The organism is Leifsonia sp. Root1293, from assembly GCF_001425325.1.
Classification (GTDB): domain Bacteria; phylum Actinomycetota; class Actinomycetes; order Actinomycetales; family Microbacteriaceae; genus Orlajensenia.
In genome coordinates this window covers 1,306,052-1,322,542 of sequence record NZ_LMEH01000001.1, presented here as the reverse complement: position 1 = coordinate 1,322,542, position 16,491 = coordinate 1,306,052, and the positions used below count along the sequence as shown (strand labels likewise).

Below are 16,491 nucleotides of genomic sequence, written 5' to 3'. Positions count from 1 at the left end.
GCAAGTCTGCTCACAGCGTCTGTGAATCCTACGCACAGCTACGGGCGACAAGCTGATATCGCTTGGAAGGAGCAACCATGACCGAGAGCAACACCCCGGACGGCGCAGCGGAGCAAGTCGCTACGAACGCCCCCGAGCAGACTTCCCCTGAGGCGACGACGCCCACCGGACCCACCGAGGTCATCGAGCCGACTGTCGAGCACACCGCTCCCGTCGTTTCCGAGCCCACGACTCCGGATGCCACCACCAGCCCCGTCGCACCGGCCGCCCCCGCGGTCGCCGTGACCCCGCCCGCTGCGGCAGCCCCCGCCACTCCGGCACCCGCGGCCCCCGCTGCGGCGTCTCACCCGGGTGCGCACCCCCAGGCCACTGGAGCGTTCGGACAGCCGGCAGCCCCGGCGGCCACCGTCTACGCGCCGGGCACCGCCCCGCAGCCGTACGCCCAGCAGACCCAGCCCACGCAGCCCTACCTCGGGACGCCTGCAGCATCCGGAGGCAACGGCGGAGCCGCCGGCGGACCGGCCGCAACCGCGACCAAGCGTCGCGCGACGCTCCCGATCGTCGCGGCCCTCATCGCCGGTGCCCTCATCGGTGGAGCGTCGGGAGTCGGCGTCGCAGCCGTCCTGACGAGCAACGACGACACGACCCAGTCGTCGACCTCGGCTGAGCCCCAGAACGTCGTCGTCAACAACACCGACTCGGTCAACGAGATCACCGCCGTCGCCGCCAAGGCGTCGCCGAGCGTCGTGACCATCTCGGTGCAGTCCGACAGCGGAGCCGGAACCGGCTCGGGCATCATTCTCTCCAAGGACGGCTACGTGCTCACCAACACGCACGTCGTCACCCTCGACGGCAGTGCGAGCGACACCAAGATCCAGGTGCAGATGTCCGACGGCACCCTCTACGCCGCCGAGCTCGTCGGCACCGACCCGGTCTCCGACCTCGCCGTCATCAAGCTGACGGATGCGTCGGACCTGACGCCCCTCGACTTCGCCGACTCCAGCAAGCTCAACGTCGGCGACTCGGCGATCGCCATCGGCGCGCCTCTCGGCCTCGCCGGCACCGTCACCAACGGCATCGTGAGCGCACTCAACCGGTCCATCCAGGTGGCGTCCTCCGCCGCTCCCGACGACTCGACGCAGGACCAGCAGGACCCCAACGACGAGAACGGCCAGGGCGGCGACAGCCCGTTCAACTTCTGGAACCTGCCCGATGACGGCAGCGGACAGCCGCAGGCGCAGCCGCAGGCCACGTCGACGATCTCCCTGCCCGTCATCCAGACGGATGCCGCCATCAACCCGGGCAACTCGGGCGGTGCACTGCTCAACTCGAAGGGTGAGCTGATCGGCGTGAACGTGGCCATCGCCAGCGCCGGAGCCACTGCTGAGGGCAGCCAGTCCGGCAGCATCGGCGTCGGCTTCGCGGTCCCCTCGAACCTCGCCGAGCGTGTGGCTCAGGAGATCATCAAGGAGGGCACGGCCTCGCACGGTCTGCTCGGAGCGAGCGTGCAGGATGCGACGAGCGCCGATGCCGGTGTCGTCGGCGCCCTCATCAAGGAGGTCTCCTCCGATGGTGCAGCCGAGAAGGCCGGCCTCGAGTCCGGCGACATCGTCACCGAGTTCAACGGAGTGCCGATCTCGAACGCGACCGACCTGACCGCCCAGGTGCGCTACCTGGCCGGCGGCGAGAAGGCCGAGCTGAGCTTCGTTCGCGACGGGAAGACCAAGACAGCCACGGTCACCCTCGGCGACTACACCGCAGGCTGATCCACTCGATCGAGACGAAGCCGCCGCACCGTGGGTGCGGCGGCTTCGTCGGTCTCCGGCTGCGGAGTTCCCAGAATCACTGCGATAGGCTCAATCGACCGTCTGACGAGTGGATGCAATGACAGAGAACGCCCCCAGCGGCCCAGCAGAGCTGCTGCCTGGCGTCTCCTACGTCATGCCCGTGCTCAACGAGGTGACGCACGTGCGGGCGGCAGTGAAGAGCCTGCTCGAACAGGACTACGCCGGCCCATTCGAGGTGGCCATCGCCCTCGGCCCGAGCATCGACGGCACCACCGAACTGTTGGCCGACATGGCAGCCGAGGACCCGCGCATCAGGGTCATCGACAACCCGGTCGGCTCGACGCCGGCCGGCCTCAACGCGGCGATCCGTGCCTCCCGGCATCCGATCGTCATCCGCGTCGACGCGCATTCCAGCCTGCCGAGGGACTACGCACGCATCGCCGTCGAGACCATCCTCGCGACCGGCGCCGCCAATGTCGGCGGCATCATGGACGCCCGCGGCCACAGCCCGTTCCAGAAGGCCGTCGCGCTCGCCTACACGACCAGGGTCGGACTGGGCGGTTCGTCGTTCCACGTCGGCGGGGCCGAGGGGCCAGCCGAGACCGTGTATCTCGGATGCTTCAGGCGCGACGCCATCGAGGCCGTCGGACTCTTCGACGAGAACATCAAGCGCGGCCAGGACTGGGAGCTCAATCGTCGGCTGCGGCTGGCGGGGGAGACCGTCTGGTTCACCCCGCGCCTCAAGGTGGTCTACCGCCCGCGGCCGAGCGTCTCCCGCCTCGCCCGACAGATGTTCTCCACCGGCCTGTGGCGCGGTGAACTGGCGCGCCGGTTCCCCGCCAACAACGGCCTGCGCTACTTCATCCCTCCGGTGATGGTGGTGGGAGTCACGCTCGGCGTTCTCCTCGGCCTCGCCGGTGTCGTCCAGGCTCTCGTGGGCGTCGCGCCGTGGCTTCTGGTCGGCTTCGCCGTGCCGGCCGTGTACGCGCTCTTCGTGATCGCGGCCACCATCCTCTCGACGAGGGGCGCCGGAATTCGCGTGTCCCTGTGGTTTCTCCTAGTCTTGCCGTGCATCCACTTCTGCTGGGGTCTCGGCTTCCTGCCGGGCTATCTCTCGTTGACCAGCAACATCGCGGCGCACACGGGGAGATGAGCTTGGCGGCACCACACGAGTCGGCGGCGGCTCCCGAGCGTCCGGCGCGTCCGTCGTCGATCGCCGAGCTGCGCGCCGTCGCGCAACCGCCGGAGGTGCGCGGTCGTCGCAACGCCGAGCACTGGACCGCGTCGCTGTACCTGCGCGACCTCTCGCCCTACCTGACCTGGATGCTGCTGAAGACGCGCATCTCGGCCAACGGCGTGACCGGCCTCATGATCCTCGTCGGCTGGTCGACGGCGGCAGCCCTCCTCATCCCCGGCATCTGGGGCGCACTGCTGGCTCTCGTGCTCGGTCAACTCCAGATGCTCGTCGACTGCTGCGACGGAGAAGTGGCCCGCTGGCGCCGAACCTCGTCGCCGGCCGGCGTCTTCCTCGACAAGGTGGGGCACTACTCCACAGAGGCGCTCATCCCCATCGCCCTCGGCGTCCGTGCAGCCGCCTGGCCCTTCGAGACTCCCGAGGACTACCTCTGGACCACGCTCGGCACCCTGCTCGCCCTGCTCATCGTCCTGAACAAGGCGTTGAACGACATGGTGCACGTCGCGCGTGCGAACGCCGGGCTCACGAAGCTCGCCGACACGCACGGCGAGTCCGCACCGACGCACAGCCTGGTCGCCACCCTGCGCCGCGCAGCGCGCTTCGTGCCGTTCCACAGGCTGTACCACTCGGTCGAGCTCACCATGATCGCGTTCGTCGCGGCCGTGATCGGCCTCTTCGTCGGGCAGCCGGAGGTCGACCGCATCCTGGTCGTCGTGCTAGTTCCGCTCGCCTTCCTCGCGTTGATCGGCCACTTCGTCGCGATCATGGCCTCCAAGCGTGTCCGCTCCTGATCCCACCGTCGGCGTCGTCGTGCTCACCCAGGGCACGCGTCCCGATGACCTGGCCCGCGGCATCCGCTCGCTCCAGGAGCAGACCGGGGTCAGCCTCGACATCGTCTGCGTCGGCAACGGATGGGAACCGACGGGGCTGCCTGCCGGAGTGGCGACCCTCGCGCTGCCCGAGAACCTCGGCATCCCAGCCGGCCGCAATCGCGGTGTCGCTCGAGTCGACGGCGAGTTCCTGTTCTTCCTCGACGACGACGCGAGCCTGCCCGATCCCGGCTTCCTCGCGACGGCGGTGGCGAAGCTGCGTGCCGACCCCTCGATCGGGCTCATCCAGCCACGGGTCGTCGACCCGAGCGGAACCACGCCGCCGAAGCGGTGGATCCCGCGCATCCGCAAGGGCGATGCCGAGCACTCGAGCAACGTCTTCTCGGTCTGGGAGGGCGCCATCATCCTTCCCCGCGCCGTGTTCGACGCCACGGGCGGATGGGCCGAGCCGTTCTTCTACGCCCACGAGGGCATCGAGCTCGCCTGGCGGGTCTGGGACCAGGGCAAGCGCACCTGGTATGCCGGCGACCTGGTGGCGAATCACCCGGTGATCACCCCGACGCGGCACAGCTACTACTACAGGCTGAACGCCCGCAACAGGGTGTGGTTGGCCCGGCGCAACCTGCCCGCCGTCTTCATCCCGCTCTACGTCGGCTCCTGGACCGGCGTGCAGGTGCTGCGGTCGCTGCGCAATCGCGACGGTCTCGGGGCCTGGTGGGGCGGCTGGCGCGAGGGCTGGAGAACGGATGCCGGCGAGCGGCGGCCCCTCCGCTGGCGCACGGTGTGGCGCATGACTCTCGCCGGCCGCCCGCCCGTCATCTGACGGCATCCGTCGTCGTCGTCGACCCTCGTTCACCTCACCCCGTAGGCTGGAACCGTGGGTGTGATGAAGGACGCGAAGCTGGGCTTGCGTTACGTGAAGGGTGTCTTCGCCAACCGCCGCGCCCAGGCGGAACTGCGTCAGAAGCTGGCCGCGAAGCCGCCGCTCGAGCCCCACCGCTACAAGATCGCGGTCTACTTCGCCGACGGCAAGGTCAACCTGTACCAGATGCGGCAGTGGTACAAGCCGCTCGCCGAGTTGTCGAAGACCTGGCCGGTGCTGATCTTGAGCCGGGCATCGGGTTCGGCGTCGATCCTGCTCGACGAGGCGCCCGTTCCGGTGGCCTACGTGCGCAAAGTCGTCGACCTGGAGCGGGTGATCGACGAGCAGGACCTGCACGTCATCTTCTACGTCAACCAGAACGCCAAGAACTTCCAGATGATGCGCTACGGGCGCCGCTGGCACGTTTTCATCAACCATGGTGAGAGCGACAAGATGTACATGACCACGAACCAGTTCAAGGCCTACGACTACGCGCTGGTCGCCGGCGACGCAGCCCTGTCGCGGTTGAACAAGGTGCTGTGGGACTACGACTTCGCGAAACGGGCGCTGCCCATCGGGCGTCCGCAGGCCGACCACTACTCGGGCGAGCTGCCGTACACGCCCGATGCCCGTGACGTCGTGCTCTACGCGCCTACATGGGAGGGCGACCGGGCCGCTGCCGCCTACGGATCCGTCGCCACGCACGGTGTCGCACTCGTCCGCGCGCTGCTGGCCACGGGGCGGCACCGGGTGATCTATCGACCGCATCCGCGGTCCGGAGTCGTCGATGACGCCTACGGGGCTGCCAACCGGGAGATCATCCGGATGATCGCCCAGGCCAATGCGTCAGACCAGACAGCGCAGCACATCTTCGATCAGGGTGCCGACCTCGGCTGGCAGCTCGCGGCAGCCGATGTAGCGGTCGTCGACATCTCAGCCATGGTCTACGACCGTCTGGCGACCGGCAAGCCGTTGATGATCACCCGCCCGGTGAACCCAGCAGCGGAGATCGACACCGGCGGCTACCTGTCCGACTGCGAGTGGCTGACGGCGGCGGACGCCCCGAACATCGTCGAGTTCGTCGACGAGCTGTCGCACGGCGACGACGCACGCGAGCGGCTGCGGGTGTGGGTGGAACGCTACTTCGGCGACGCGACCCCCGGCGCGGCCACCGCGCGCTTCCACGCCGCCGTGCAGCATCTCATGGACGAGTGGGACCGCAATGCCGCACTGCACGCCGCCGATGGCGAGGTCGACGAACACGATGTCGGCGAAGACGACGATCCGGGCATCCTCGGGCAGTAGGCCGCGATGGCGTTCCGGCTGGCGCTCCGCCGACTCAGCGCGGGTCTGAGTCCGGTTCGCCGAACAGGTCGTCGAGCGGGTCGGGTTCGAGTGCCGCATCCGTCGCCGTCGCGCTCTTGCGGCGGGGCCGGATGGCCCGCATCCGCCCATTGATCGCGTTGCTCGCGCGCGAGACACCGCCGTGCACTCCGCCGATGGCGCGCGTTGCGATGTTGCCGCGCGAGTCCGTGACCACGATGTCGTGAGGTTCCAGCTCGCGCGGGAGGCTCTCGGGGGCCATGCCGAAGGCCAGCCGCGACGACTGCACGACGCGCCCGGAAACGATGCGGTTGCCGACACCGCCGATCACGGCACCGACGCCGAAGGGGATCGCCTTGGTGAATACGCTGGCCCCCGCACCCACGGCGAACCGGCGGAGGAACATCGACTTGAGTCTGTCGGCCAACGGCCCCACGAGCGCACGCGGGAGATTCGCCGTGACGAGTTCGCCCCAGTAAGCGTTGCGCCCTGCTCCGGTGCCGTTCACCTGTCCGGCGAGCTGTCGCACGAGGTTCGAGCCCTCCGAGCCGAGCATCATCGTCATGATGAGTGCACGCGCCCGGTCGGGATCGGACACGGCGATGCCGTGCACCTCCGCCACGGACTGCGCGTAGAGGGCGGTGGCCTCGAGGAAGCCGGCGGTCTCGACGCCCGAGAGGACGATCGTCATGCCGGTGCCGATACCCGGGATGACGGCTGTGGCACCGACGGCCGCGCCGCCGGTCGTGGTCGCGGCCATGTAGCGACGCTCGAGGATGCGCACGAGTTGAGCCGGGGTGGCATCCGGATTCCGTCGACGGATGCTGCGGATGTGGGCGAGCACCACCGGTCGCTGCACGCCGAGGCCGAAGTCGATCGTGCGGAGCAGCCGCGGCGGAAGCTCGCCGCCGACGGGTGTGCCGCCGGTGGAGGAGACGATGGGCTTCGGTGTGCGTGCCATAGGGGACGAGCCTATTGCCGCAGGCTGGGGGATTCCCCTCCTTGCGCACGGCCACATGATGTGTCACTAGATTCGAGACATGACGCTCATCACCTGGGAATCCATCGAGGGCCTCGAGCGCCGCGCGCCCCGTGCCGTCGCGACGCCTGACCAGCATCGCGCGGTCGCCGAGACCGTGACGGCCTGGGCGACGGATGAAGCCGCCTTCGACGTCGACGACGGCATCACGCGGGCGCACCTGTTGCTCGTCGGGGCCGAGCACCTCGAGATGGCCGGTGACCTCGACGACGCCCGCCGACTGGCCGAGACTGCAGCGGCACACCCGTCCGCCGAGCCGTTCGGAGCGCGTCCCACGCTGATCTCCCTCGCCTTCGCGAGCGGCGACGCCGATCGTGCGGTCGCCCTCGCCGACGAGGTGAGAGCGGCTCCGGATGCCGGCCTTCACATCGTGCTGATGATCGCGGAGACCTTCGAGCTGAACGGCGACCTCGCTCGAGCCGAACGCTGGAACACCATCGGAGCTCGGCGGGCATCCACGGCGAGCCTCGCGCCGACCGAGCAGTACCTCACCTTCCTGAGCGGCCGGTTCCGGGCGCGACGCGACGCGGGCAAGCCGCTCGACGGTCTCGACGACGAGGCTCAGGAGCTGCGCGCCGAAGCCGGCCTCGATCCGTTGGTCTGAGCCGGCCGCGGGATCTCGGCGGGCGGGTTCAGGCCTTCGGGGGCTTGGGGGTTCCGTAGTCCGCGTTGTAGGCGTCGAGCACGTCGCCGATGGGTCCGTCGAGCACGAGCTTGCCCTTGTCGAGGTAGAGGCCACGGGTGCAGAACCGACGCAGGTCGCGCTCGTTGTGCGACACGAAGAACAGGGTGCGTCCGCCGGCGAGGAGTTCCTCGATCCGGGCGTAGCACTTCTCGCGGAACGCCTTGTCGCCGACGGCCAGAACCTCGTCGACGAGGATGATCGGCTCCTCGAGGCGGGAGATGACCGAGAAGGCGATGCGCACCTTCATGCCGCTCGAGAGGTGCTTGTAGGGGGTGTCGAGGAAGTCGCCGATGTCGGCGAATTCGATGATGTCGTCGAAGCGCTCCTCGATCATGCTGCGCGTCATGCCGTGCAGACCGGCGGTGAGGTGGATGTTGTCGCGCACGGTGAGGTCGTCGACGAAGCCGCCGGTGATCTCGATGAGCGGCGCGACACCACCGTGGACGGTCACGCTTCCCTCATCGGGAAGCATGACCCCTGCCACGAGCTTCAACAACGTGGACTTGCCCTGGCCGTTGCGCCCCACAACCCCGATGGCCTCGCCCTTGTGCACGTCGATCGACAGGTTGCGCAGCGCCCAGAACTCGCCCGGCCTGCTGCGGCGGGCACGCCCGGCGAAGAGGTCTTTGAAGTTGCGACGGCCGCGCTTGTTGCGTCGGAACCTGATGCCGGCATCCGTCACTCTGATGTCGATCTGGGCGGCGCCGGAGCCGGTGTCGATGGCGGAGTCGCTCATCAGATCTCCTTCAGGACGGAGCGCTCGAGACGGCGGAACAGTAGGAGACCGACGACGAGGAACGCGCTGGAGACGAGGGCGGAGACGCCGACGTCGAACCAGTTGAGCTGATCCGGAAAGAAGCCGGCCCGGTAGAGGCCGAAGATGCCGGAGAGCGGATTGAAGGCCGCCCACACCTGGAGGTCGGCTGGCAGGTCGGTGGTGCCGTAGATGATCGGCGATGCGTAGAAGAGCAGGCGCAGGATGAGCTTGACCGCGCGTTCGATGTCTCGGAAGAACACCACGAGGGGCGCCACGATCAACCCGATGCCCACGGTCAGCACCGCCTGCAAAAGGATCGCGAGCGGGAAGTAGATCAGGTCGATGTTGACCTGAGCGCCCGAGAAGATCGCGAACAGTGCCAGCACCGGAAGCGAGGCCACGAACTCGATGCCCTTGGAGAGCACGATGCGGTTCACCCAGATGGTGCGGGGGATCGTGGTGGAGCGAACGAGCTTCGCCTCGCGGAGGAAGGCACGCGTCGAATCTGAGATGGTGCCGTTGAACCACATCCACGGGAGCAGCGCCGTGAGAAGGAAGACGATGTAGGGCTCGGCACCGACGCTGCGCTCGAAGATGACGGTGAAGACGAACCAGTAGATCGCCGACATCAGCAGGGGATCGAGGATCGACCAGACGTAGCCGAGGGCCGACGTGGAGTACCGCACCCGCAGATCGCGGCGGGTGAGCAGCCAGAGGGAGTGGCGGTAGCGCGAGAACGGGGTCCACTGGGGGCGCGACTCGGCGTAGGAACTCACGCGCTCCATCGTATGCGCCCGCGCATGGTGCTCCCGTTCGCACCGCCCGGCGCCGCGGTGCTCAGCTGCATCCGGGGCCGGAAGCAGGCCGGAACGACGAAAGCAGGCCCGTTGGGCCTGCTTTCGTGACGTTCAGCCGATCTGGCCTGTCGTGGCGATCACACGAAGTGGTTTGCGCGCTCCAGGTCTTCGGCGAAGTCGATCTCGACAGCGTAGAGGTCGGTGATGTCGACGGGCTCGACCAGAATGCGCTCCTTCTCGATCGCGAGCTCGAGGCCGCGCTCGAAGTAGTCCTGGTCGTTCACCTTGGTGAGGTGGCGGATGAAGGTGGCCTTGTCGGCGCTGGAGATGTAGTTGATTCCCACAGCCTCGCCGAGCCCGCCCTTGACCGTCTTGGAGAGTTCCTTGATGTAGCCCTCAGCGCTCATCGTGTACTTGACCTCCTCGTCGGAGACCTTGGAGTGGTTCACGGTGACGAAGGACTGGTCGCGGGCGATCATCATCGCTGCGCGGTCGAGCACGGTCGGGTCGAAGACGACGTCGCCGTTCATCCAGAGCACTCCACCGGGCTGCGATGCCTGGAGGGCGCGCAGCAGGCTCTTCGACGTGTTGGTCTGGTCGTACTGCTCGTTGTAGACGAACGACGCGTCGGGGAAGGCCTCGATGATGTGCTCGAGCTTGTAGCCGACGACGATCGTGACCTTGGCGTTGCGGCCGAAGGCGTGCTCGATGTTGTCGAACTGCTGCTGCATGATGGTGCGTCCGTCGCTGAGCTCGGTCAGCGGCTTCGGCAGGGAGCGGCCGAGGCGGCTGCCCATGCCTGCGGCAAGAATGACGACCTGGGTGGTCATAGTGATCTCCTCGATGGAATTCGGGTCGACCGTACGTTTCGTGAACATCCTCCATCGGACGTTCACTCACGGTTCACCCACACGTGTATGTGAAGACACGCCTTTATGCCCGGGTTCACCTTATCGTGCCGGGTCGGTCGGGGGCCAGACACGGGGGACGGCGTGCCTCGATTGTGACCTGTCGCTGAGCGTATTCACAGGGACGGGCGTCATCTGCCGTTCGGCTGTCGCAGGGGAGTTGGTAGGTTTGCTCCGTGAGTTCTGCGCAGCGATTCCCAGACCCGCACGACCAGGGGGCGAAGGCCGATGAGGCCGTGATCGAGGGTGCTTCCGCGACGGATGATTCCGGCGACGCCGCACGCTCTCGGGGGACATCGCAGGCCGCACGCAAGCCCGCTGCCCGCCGCCCGGCCGCGCGCAAGCCCGCGTCGTCCGGGAAGACGTCCGGCGCGTCTGATTCCGGCGCTGAGAAGACTGCTGGGGCCCCGCAGACGACCGACGACGAGGGATCTGTCGCGGCATCGGATGCCGTTGCCTCGGAATCGACTGCCCGTCTCGCCTCCAGGCCCGCTGCTCGGAAGGCCGCCACTCCGCGGAAGCCTGCCGCGCCGAAGACCGGTGCGTCCGGAACGACCTCGGCGACCGGCGGAACAGCAGCAGCCTCGAAGACTCCAGCCTCGAAGGCGGCCGCTTCGAAGGCCGCTGCTTCGAAGACCGCCGCTTCGAAGACAGCTGCCTCCAAGACCACTGCTGCCAAGAAGGCACCCGCACGTTCCACGAGCACTCCGGCGCGGGCCGCCGCCGCCGCCAAGGCCGCCGCAGCAACGGACGCCGCTTCCAGCGCGACCGCTGAGACCGAAGCCGGCACCGCGGAGACGGCGACTGCGAACAACACGACCGCGAACGACACGGCTGCGAACGACGCCACAGTGAACGCTTCGACGCCGCCGGCGAAGGCCACGACGGCGCCCCGGAAGCGCCCCGTGCGCGCGCCCAAGGCTCCGCCGGCGAAGGCGGCGCCGACGGTGGCTGCAGCCCAGGTCGCGCGCGACACGGCCACGGCCGAGCCGCGGCATCCGTCGGCGACCGACAAGGACGCCACGACCGACGCCCAGACCGACACGGTGGTCGAACCGGCCGAGGCCACGTCCGCGTCCAGGTCATCGGATTCTGCGGCGTCATCGCCGGAGACCTCCGACGAGACGGCCGTCATCGAGGCCTCGGAGGCCGAGTTCCCCACGGAGCCCGACATCTCGGCCGAAGACGAACTCGTCGCCATCGGCATCGTCGACGCCCCACCGGCAGAGCTCAGCATCGAGGACACCGCGGCGGCGATCGCGGAGCTCGAGCTCATCGAGGAGCTCACGATCGAGCAGATCGACGAGGACGAGGCGAAGGCCGCAGCCGCCGCAGCGAAGGCCGCGGCACGCAAGAAGCGGGCGACCCGCAAGCTGCCAGCCGCGACGAAGGCGCCCGCGGCATCCGCCCCGGTCGTGCTCAGCATCTCGGGCCTCGCCAAGAGCTACGGTGCGACCCAGGCCGTCTCGGGCATCGACCTCGAGGTGCGCACCGGCTCGTTCTACGGAATCGTCGGCCCGAACGGAGCAGGCAAGACCACGACCCTGTCGATGGTCACCGGCCTGCTGCGACCGGATGCCGGAACCGTCGTCGTCCACGACGTCGACGTCTGGAAGGAGCCGGTCAAGGCCAAGCACATGACGGGAGTGCTTCCCGACAGGCTCCGGCTGTTCGACAGGCTCACCGGCGCCCAGTTGCTCTACTACTCCGGCGTGCTGCGCGGGCTCGACGCCCAGACCGTTCGCACCCGCTCGGCCGATCTCGTCTCGGCTTTCGGGCTGGAGGAGGCGATCAACCGTCTCGTCGCCGACTACTCGGCCGGCATGACGAAGAAGATCGCCCTCGCCTGCGCCATGATCCACTCGCCGCGGCTGCTCGTGCTCGACGAGCCCTTCGAAGCCGTCGACCCCGTCTCGGCCGCCAACCTCATCGAGATCCTCCAGCGCTACGTCGCTGCGGGCGGCACTGTCGTGCTGTCGAGCCACGGCATGGACCTCATCGAGCGCGTGTGCGACAGCGTCGCCATCATCGTGCAGGGCAAGGTGCTGGCCGCGGGCACCCTCGACGAGGTGCGCGACGGCGAACGACTCGAAGACCGCTTCGTCGAGCTGGCCGGAGGCCGCAAGGTAGCAGAGGGGATGGAATGGTTGCACAGCTTCTCGGACTGAGAGTCCGGCTCTTCGGCAACCTGTTCCGCCGCGGCCCGTGGCAGATCGTCGGCATCATCGTCGGCCTCATCTACGGTCTCGGCATCGCCTTCTTCCTGATGGCACTGCTCATCGGCCTGCGCTTCGCCCCAGACGTCGAGTTCCTCCGCGACGGCATCGTGCTGGTGGGGTCGATCGTCACCGTCGGATTCATCGTGGTGCCGCTGTTCATGGGCTCGGATGACTCCCTCGATCCGCGGCGGTTCTCGCTGTTCGGCCTCCGCAACCGCGACCTCTCCCTCGGACTCGCGCTGGCGGCCTTCGTCGGCGTGCCGGCGCTGGTGCTGGCGATCACCCTCGTCGGCTTCGTCGTCACCTGGACGCGCGGCTTCGGTGAGACCATCGTCGCGCTCGTCGCGGCGGTGCTCGCCCTGGCGACCTGCATCATGCTGTCCAGGGTCTCGACCTCGCTCGCCAGCCTGTTCCTCGCCACCCGCCGCGCCCGAGAGGTCAGCGGCGTGCTCGGCGTGCTCGTCCTGGTACTCATCTCGCCGATCATCGTGCTGCTCGCCCAGGTCGACTGGGCGACGTCGGGCCGGAGTCTCGTGCGCGAGGTGAGCGCCATCCTCTCCTGGACGCCTCTCGGCGCGATGTGGGCGATTCCCGGTGATGCAGCCGCCGGCCAGTGGGGCGCAGCCGTTCTGAAGCTGCTCATCGCCCTCGCGACGCTGTGGCTGCTCTGGCTGGCCTGGCAGGCGCTCGTCGCGAAGACGCTCGTCACCCCCGGGCGCCAGACCCAGTCGCACGCGTACCACGGTCTCGGCTGGTTCGACAAGATGCTGCCCGGCGCCACCGGCGCTGTCGCTGCCCGCTCGCTGACGTACTGGATCAGGGATGCCCGGTACTGGGTGTCGCTCATCATGATCCCGGTGCTGCCCGTACTGCTCGTCGTGCCGCTCGCCGCCGTGCAGGTCCCGACAGGAGTGCTGGCGCTGCTTCCGGTTCCCGTGATGTGCATCTTCCTCGGATGGACGGTGCACAACGACGTGGCCTACGACTCGACGGCCGTGTGGCTGCACGTGGCGTCGGGAGTGAGCGGCTTCGCCGATCGTATCGGCCGGCTGGTACCCGCGTTCTTCCTCTCGATCCCGCTCATCGCCCTCGGCACGATCGTGAGCATGCTGCTCTATCGCGACTGGAGCGTGCTGCCCTCCTTCATCGGCGTCTGTGCGAGCCTGTTCCTGGTGGGGCTCGGATGCTCCAGCTACACGTCGGCCCGGTTCCCGTACCCGGTGCCGAAGCCCGGCGCGAGCCCGTTTGCGCAGCCGCAGTCGTCGGGCACGGCCGCCGCGGCGGTGCAGTCCCTCACCTTCCTCGTGGCGCTGGTGCTCACGCTTCCGGCCCTGGTGTTCGGATACCTCGCGCTGTTCGTCGACCCCGCCTGGCACATCGCGACGCTCATCGAAGGCGTCGGGGTCGGCGTGGTCGCGCTCGTGCTCGGGGTCACCTGGGGCGCCCACACCTTCACGCGGCGCGGCCCCGAGATCCTGGCGTCTGCGATCCGGGCGTAGCATCCGGCGGAGCTGCTGCGATGCTGCATCCGACCCCGCAGATGGGACCTCGGGCGTTCTACACTGGAACCCATGAGTGAAACCTTCCGTGCGAGCATCGCCGACCCGGGGCAACCCGGAGGCGGCACGTCCACCCTCGACCGCGAGCTCGAGGAGCTGCTCGAGCAGGAGTCGATCGAACCCGGCGACCACGAGCGCTTCTCGCACTACGTGAAGAAGGAGAAGATCCTCGAGTCGGCCCTGTCGGGCAAGCCTGTGAAGGCTCTCTGCGGCAAGAAGTGGACCCCGGGACGTGACCCCGAGAAGTTCCCGGTCTGCCCCACTTGCAAGGAGATCTACGAGAAGCTGAAGGCCGAGTAGGCGTCTTCAGCCGCCGGACGGGGCTCTCCGCGAATCTCGACGCCTATCTGTAGACGGTCGGGATCGCCGCTTCGCCGGCACCCAGCCGGAACGCCTCGATCGGCAGTTCCTGCATCACAGCCGCCCGGTGATCCCGCGCGGCCTTCGTGCCCGCGACGCCGAGGAAGGCGGGATCGGCCACCCCGTCACGCATGAGGGTGACCTGGAGCGGGCGTTCGCGGGACTCGTCCTGGGCGCCCTCGGGCTCGCCGTCCGGTCCGTCGCCGAGGTAGACGATCTCCTCACGGGCGGTGCGGGTCGAATCGATGCGTCGGACGGCCGTCTTGCGGCCGCCGACGCTGACCTTCTCGGCGCTCGCCTTGGCCACCGACACCCACTCGTCGTCGTCTCCGCGACGGGCGACGAGCTTGTAGACCATGCCGGCGGTGGGGGAGCCCGAGCCGGTGGCGACCGAGGTGCCGACGCCGTAGGAGTCGACGGGGGAGCCCGAGAGTGCGCCGATGAGGTACTCGTCGAGGTCGCTGGTCACGGTGATCTTCGTGTTGACGGCGCCCAGGCTGTCGAGCTGTTCGCGAACGGATGCCACCACTGACGGGAGGTCGCCAGAATCGATGCGCACGGCTCCGAGGCCGGTGCCGGCGACGCACACTGCGGTCTCGACGCCCTTCTCGACGTCGTAGGTGTCGACGAGCAGTGTCGTCGCAGGACCGAGAGCGTCGACCTGAGCCCTGAAGGCGTCCTCCTCGGTGTCGTGCAGCAGCGTGAAGGAGTGCGCAGCGGTTCCCATGGTCGGCACGCCCCACGTGCGACCGGCCTCCAGGTTGCTCGTGGCGCTGAAGCCGGCGATGTAGGCGGCCCTGGCGGTGGCCACGGCGGCGTACTCGTTCGTGCGGCGCGACCCCATCTCGGCCAAGGGGCGCCCGAGGGCGACCGACACCATGCGGGCGGCGGCGCTGGCCACGGCCGAGTCTGAGTTCAGGATGCTGAGGATCAGCGTCTCGAGGATGACGCCCTCGGCGAAGGTCGCGTTCACGATGACCAGCGGCGAACCCGGGAAGTAGGCCTCACCCTCGCGGTAGCCCCAGATGGTGCCCGTGAACCTGTAGTTCGCCAGCCAGTCCAGGGTCGACGGATGCACCACCTCGGCGGCGCGCAGCCACTCGAGTTCGGCATCCGTGAACCGGAACCGGCTGATCGCCTCGAGGAGCCTGCCCGTGCCGGCGACGACGCCGTACCGGCGCCCGGCCGGCAGGCGGCGCGCGAAGGCCTCGAACATCGACTCGCGATGAGCCGTGCCGTTGCGAAGGGCGGCGTCGAGCATGGTGAGTTCGTAGCGGTCCGTGAGGAGCGCGGAGGAGCTGGTCACGAAAGATCACCCTATCCCGCACGACTAAGCTTGCACGTCGTGACGGATGCGCCGATTGGAATCTTCGACTCGGGCGTGGGCGGCCTCACCGTGGCCCGCGCGGTGAAGGATGCGCTGCCCAACGAGTCGATCCTCTACATCGGCGACCTCGAGCACTCTCCCTACGGCCCGAAGAAGATCGCCGATGTGCGCGGCTACGCTCTCGACGTGCTCGACGACCTGGTCGACCAGGGCGTGAAGATGCTCGTGATCGCCTGCAACACCGCATCCGCCGCCATGCTCCGCGATGCTCGCGAGCGCTACAGCGTTCCCGTCGTCGAGGTGATCCAGCCCGCAGTGCGCCGCGCTGTGGCCGCCACGCAGAATCGGCGCGTCGGTGTCATCGGCACGGCGGGAACCATCAACTCGCGTGCCTACGAGGACGCCTTCGCCGCAGCCCCCGAACTGGAGCTGTTCACGGCGGCGTGCCCCCGGTTCGTCGAATTCGTCGAGTCGGGCGTCACCACCGGTGCCGAGGTGCTGGCCGTCGCCGAGGAGTACCTCGCCCCGCTGCGCGAGGCCGACATCGACACCCTGGTGCTCGGCTGCACCCACTATCCGTTCCTGCGGGGCGCGATCTCCTACGTGATGGGCGAGAAGGTGACCCTGGTCTCGAGCGACACCGAGACCGCGAACGACGTCTATCGCGTGCTCGTCTCCCAGCAGCTCGAGCGCACGGCGAGCACACCGCCCAGCTACCACTACGAGGCAACGGGGCCCAGCGTCAGTGCCTTCCTCGATCTCGCCCATCGCCTCATCGGCCGCGACATCGATGCCGTCGACCTCGTGCAGACCGGCACCATGCACATCATCCGCTGACAGGCG

General features: G+C 68.4%; 15 protein-coding genes. 10 read left to right on the top strand and 5 right to left on the bottom strand.

Annotated features, from left to right (window positions below; genetic code table 11):
* The first annotated feature begins 77 nt into the window (after positions 1 to 77).
* From ASC59_RS06180 to ASC59_RS06160, 5 genes are all read left to right on the top strand, one after another.
* A complete protein-coding gene (locus tag ASC59_RS06180) occupies positions 78 to 1,766 on the top strand; it encodes a S1C family serine protease (RefSeq protein WP_055819633.1) in 1,689 nt (562 codons plus the stop codon).
* A gap of 118 nt (positions 1,767 to 1,884) precedes the next feature.
* Entirely contained in the window at positions 1,885 to 2,940 is a 1,056-nt protein-coding gene (locus ASC59_RS06175) for a glycosyltransferase family 2 protein (RefSeq protein ID WP_055819630.1), read from the top strand.
* A gap of 2 nt (positions 2,941 to 2,942) precedes the next feature.
* Positions 2,943 to 3,773 carry a CDP-alcohol phosphatidyltransferase family protein gene (locus ASC59_RS06170; RefSeq protein ID WP_235492591.1) on the top strand — a complete coding sequence of 277 codons (831 nt, stop codon included), beginning with the start codon at positions 2,943 to 2,945 and terminating at the stop codon, positions 3,771 to 3,773.
* Entirely contained in the window at positions 3,760 to 4,635 is an 876-nt protein-coding gene (locus ASC59_RS06165) for a glycosyltransferase family 2 protein (RefSeq protein ID WP_055819623.1), read from the top strand. Before ASC59_RS06170 ends, ASC59_RS06165 begins: the two co-directional genes overlap by 14 nt.
* A 54-nt stretch (positions 4,636 to 4,689) precedes the next feature.
* Positions 4,690 to 5,979: a CDP-glycerol glycerophosphotransferase family protein gene (locus tag ASC59_RS06160; protein WP_055819618.1), complete on the top strand. Its 1,290-nt coding sequence runs from the start codon at positions 4,690 to 4,692 to the stop codon at positions 5,977 to 5,979.
* Positions 5,980 to 6,013: 34 nt separating this feature from the next.
* Here ASC59_RS06160 and ASC59_RS06155 read toward each other — a convergent pair whose 3' ends face one another.
* Positions 6,014 to 6,958 carry a hypothetical protein gene (locus ASC59_RS06155; RefSeq protein WP_055819615.1) on the bottom strand — a complete coding sequence of 315 codons (945 nt, stop codon included), beginning with the start codon at positions 6,956 to 6,958 and terminating at the stop codon, positions 6,014 to 6,016.
* A gap of 79 nt (positions 6,959 to 7,037) precedes the next feature.
* Here ASC59_RS06155 and ASC59_RS06150 point away from each other — a divergent pair, with 79 nt between their 5' ends.
* A complete protein-coding gene (locus tag ASC59_RS06150; RefSeq protein WP_055819612.1) occupies positions 7,038 to 7,640 on the top strand; it encodes a hypothetical protein in 603 nt (200 codons plus the stop codon).
* Between the two features lie 28 nt (positions 7,641 to 7,668).
* Here ASC59_RS06150 and ASC59_RS06145 read toward each other — a convergent pair whose 3' ends face one another.
* The 3 genes from ASC59_RS06145 to ASC59_RS06135 form a co-directional block, all read right to left on the bottom strand.
* Positions 7,669 to 8,457 carry an ABC transporter ATP-binding protein gene (locus ASC59_RS06145; RefSeq protein WP_082513431.1) on the bottom strand — a complete coding sequence of 263 codons (789 nt, stop codon included), beginning with the start codon at positions 8,455 to 8,457 and terminating at the stop codon, positions 7,669 to 7,671.
* Positions 8,457 to 9,263: an ABC transporter permease gene (locus ASC59_RS06140; protein WP_055819609.1), complete on the bottom strand. Its 807-nt coding sequence runs from the start codon at positions 9,261 to 9,263 to the stop codon at positions 8,457 to 8,459. Before ASC59_RS06140 ends, ASC59_RS06145 begins: the two co-directional genes overlap by 1 nt.
* Positions 9,264 to 9,412: 149 nt before the next feature.
* On the bottom strand, positions 9,413 to 10,105 hold the full coding sequence (locus tag ASC59_RS06135; RefSeq protein WP_055822918.1) for a phosphocholine cytidylyltransferase family protein: 693 nt from the start codon (positions 10,103 to 10,105) through the stop codon (positions 9,413 to 9,415).
* A gap of 254 nt (positions 10,106 to 10,359) precedes the next feature.
* Between ASC59_RS06135 and ASC59_RS17580 the strand changes: the two genes are divergently transcribed.
* The 3 genes from ASC59_RS17580 (at position 10,360) to ASC59_RS06120 (ending at position 14,261) form a co-directional block, all read left to right on the top strand.
* Positions 10,360 to 12,351 (top strand): ABC transporter ATP-binding protein, encoded by a 1,992-nt coding sequence (locus tag ASC59_RS17580; protein WP_235492590.1) that lies wholly within the window; start codon positions 10,360 to 10,362, stop codon positions 12,349 to 12,351.
* The gene (locus ASC59_RS06125) at positions 12,327 to 13,901 is read left to right on the top strand and encodes a hypothetical protein (protein WP_055819605.1); all 1,575 of its coding nucleotides are present in this window, start codon (positions 12,327 to 12,329) and stop codon (positions 13,899 to 13,901) included. Before ASC59_RS17580 ends, ASC59_RS06125 begins: the two co-directional genes overlap by 25 nt.
* A gap of 72 nt (positions 13,902 to 13,973) precedes the next feature.
* Entirely contained in the window at positions 13,974 to 14,261 is a 288-nt protein-coding gene (locus tag ASC59_RS06120) for a DUF3039 domain-containing protein (RefSeq protein ID WP_055819602.1), read from the top strand.
* A 43-nt stretch (positions 14,262 to 14,304) separates the two neighbouring features.
* Here the strand turns inward: ASC59_RS06120 and ASC59_RS06115 are convergent, their stop codons facing one another.
* On the bottom strand, positions 14,305 to 15,627 hold the full coding sequence (locus ASC59_RS06115) for a nicotinate phosphoribosyltransferase (protein ID WP_055819599.1): 1,323 nt from the start codon (positions 15,625 to 15,627) through the stop codon (positions 14,305 to 14,307).
* Between the two features lie 39 nt (positions 15,628 to 15,666).
* Between ASC59_RS06115 and murI the strand changes: the two genes are divergently transcribed.
* Positions 15,667 to 16,485 carry a glutamate racemase gene (murI, locus tag ASC59_RS06110; protein ID WP_055822911.1) on the top strand — a complete coding sequence of 273 codons (819 nt, stop codon included), beginning with the start codon at positions 15,667 to 15,669 and terminating at the stop codon, positions 16,483 to 16,485.
* The last annotated feature ends 6 nt before the right edge of the window (positions 16,486 to 16,491 follow it).

Bases quoted from the DNA above. Each gene is read 5' to 3' on its own strand.
- ASC59_RS06145 (WP_082513431.1), bottom strand. From the start codon at position 8,457: ATGAGCGACTCCGCCATCGACACCGGCTCCGGCGCCGCCCAGATCGAC.
- ASC59_RS06135 (WP_055822918.1), bottom strand. From the start codon at position 10,105: ATGACCACCCAGGTCGTCATTCTTGCCGCAGGCATGGGCAGCCGCCTC.
- ASC59_RS06175 (WP_055819630.1), top strand. From the start codon at position 1,885: ATGACAGAGAACGCCCCCAGCGGCCCAGCAGAGCTGCTGCCTGGCGTC.
- ASC59_RS06125 (WP_055819605.1), top strand. From the start codon at position 12,327: ATGGTTGCACAGCTTCTCGGACTGAGAGTCCGGCTCTTCGGCAACCTG.
- ASC59_RS06120 (WP_055819602.1), top strand. From the start codon at position 13,974: ATGAGTGAAACCTTCCGTGCGAGCATCGCCGACCCGGGGCAACCCGGA.
- ASC59_RS06180 (WP_055819633.1), top strand. From the start codon at position 78: ATGACCGAGAGCAACACCCCGGACGGCGCAGCGGAGCAAGTCGCTACG.
- ASC59_RS06140 (WP_055819609.1), bottom strand. From the start codon at position 9,263: ATGGAGCGCGTGAGTTCCTACGCCGAGTCGCGCCCCCAGTGGACCCCG.
- ASC59_RS06150 (WP_055819612.1), top strand. From the start codon at position 7,038: ATGACGCTCATCACCTGGGAATCCATCGAGGGCCTCGAGCGCCGCGCG.
- ASC59_RS06155 (WP_055819615.1), bottom strand. From the start codon at position 6,958: ATGGCACGCACACCGAAGCCCATCGTCTCCTCCACCGGCGGCACACCC.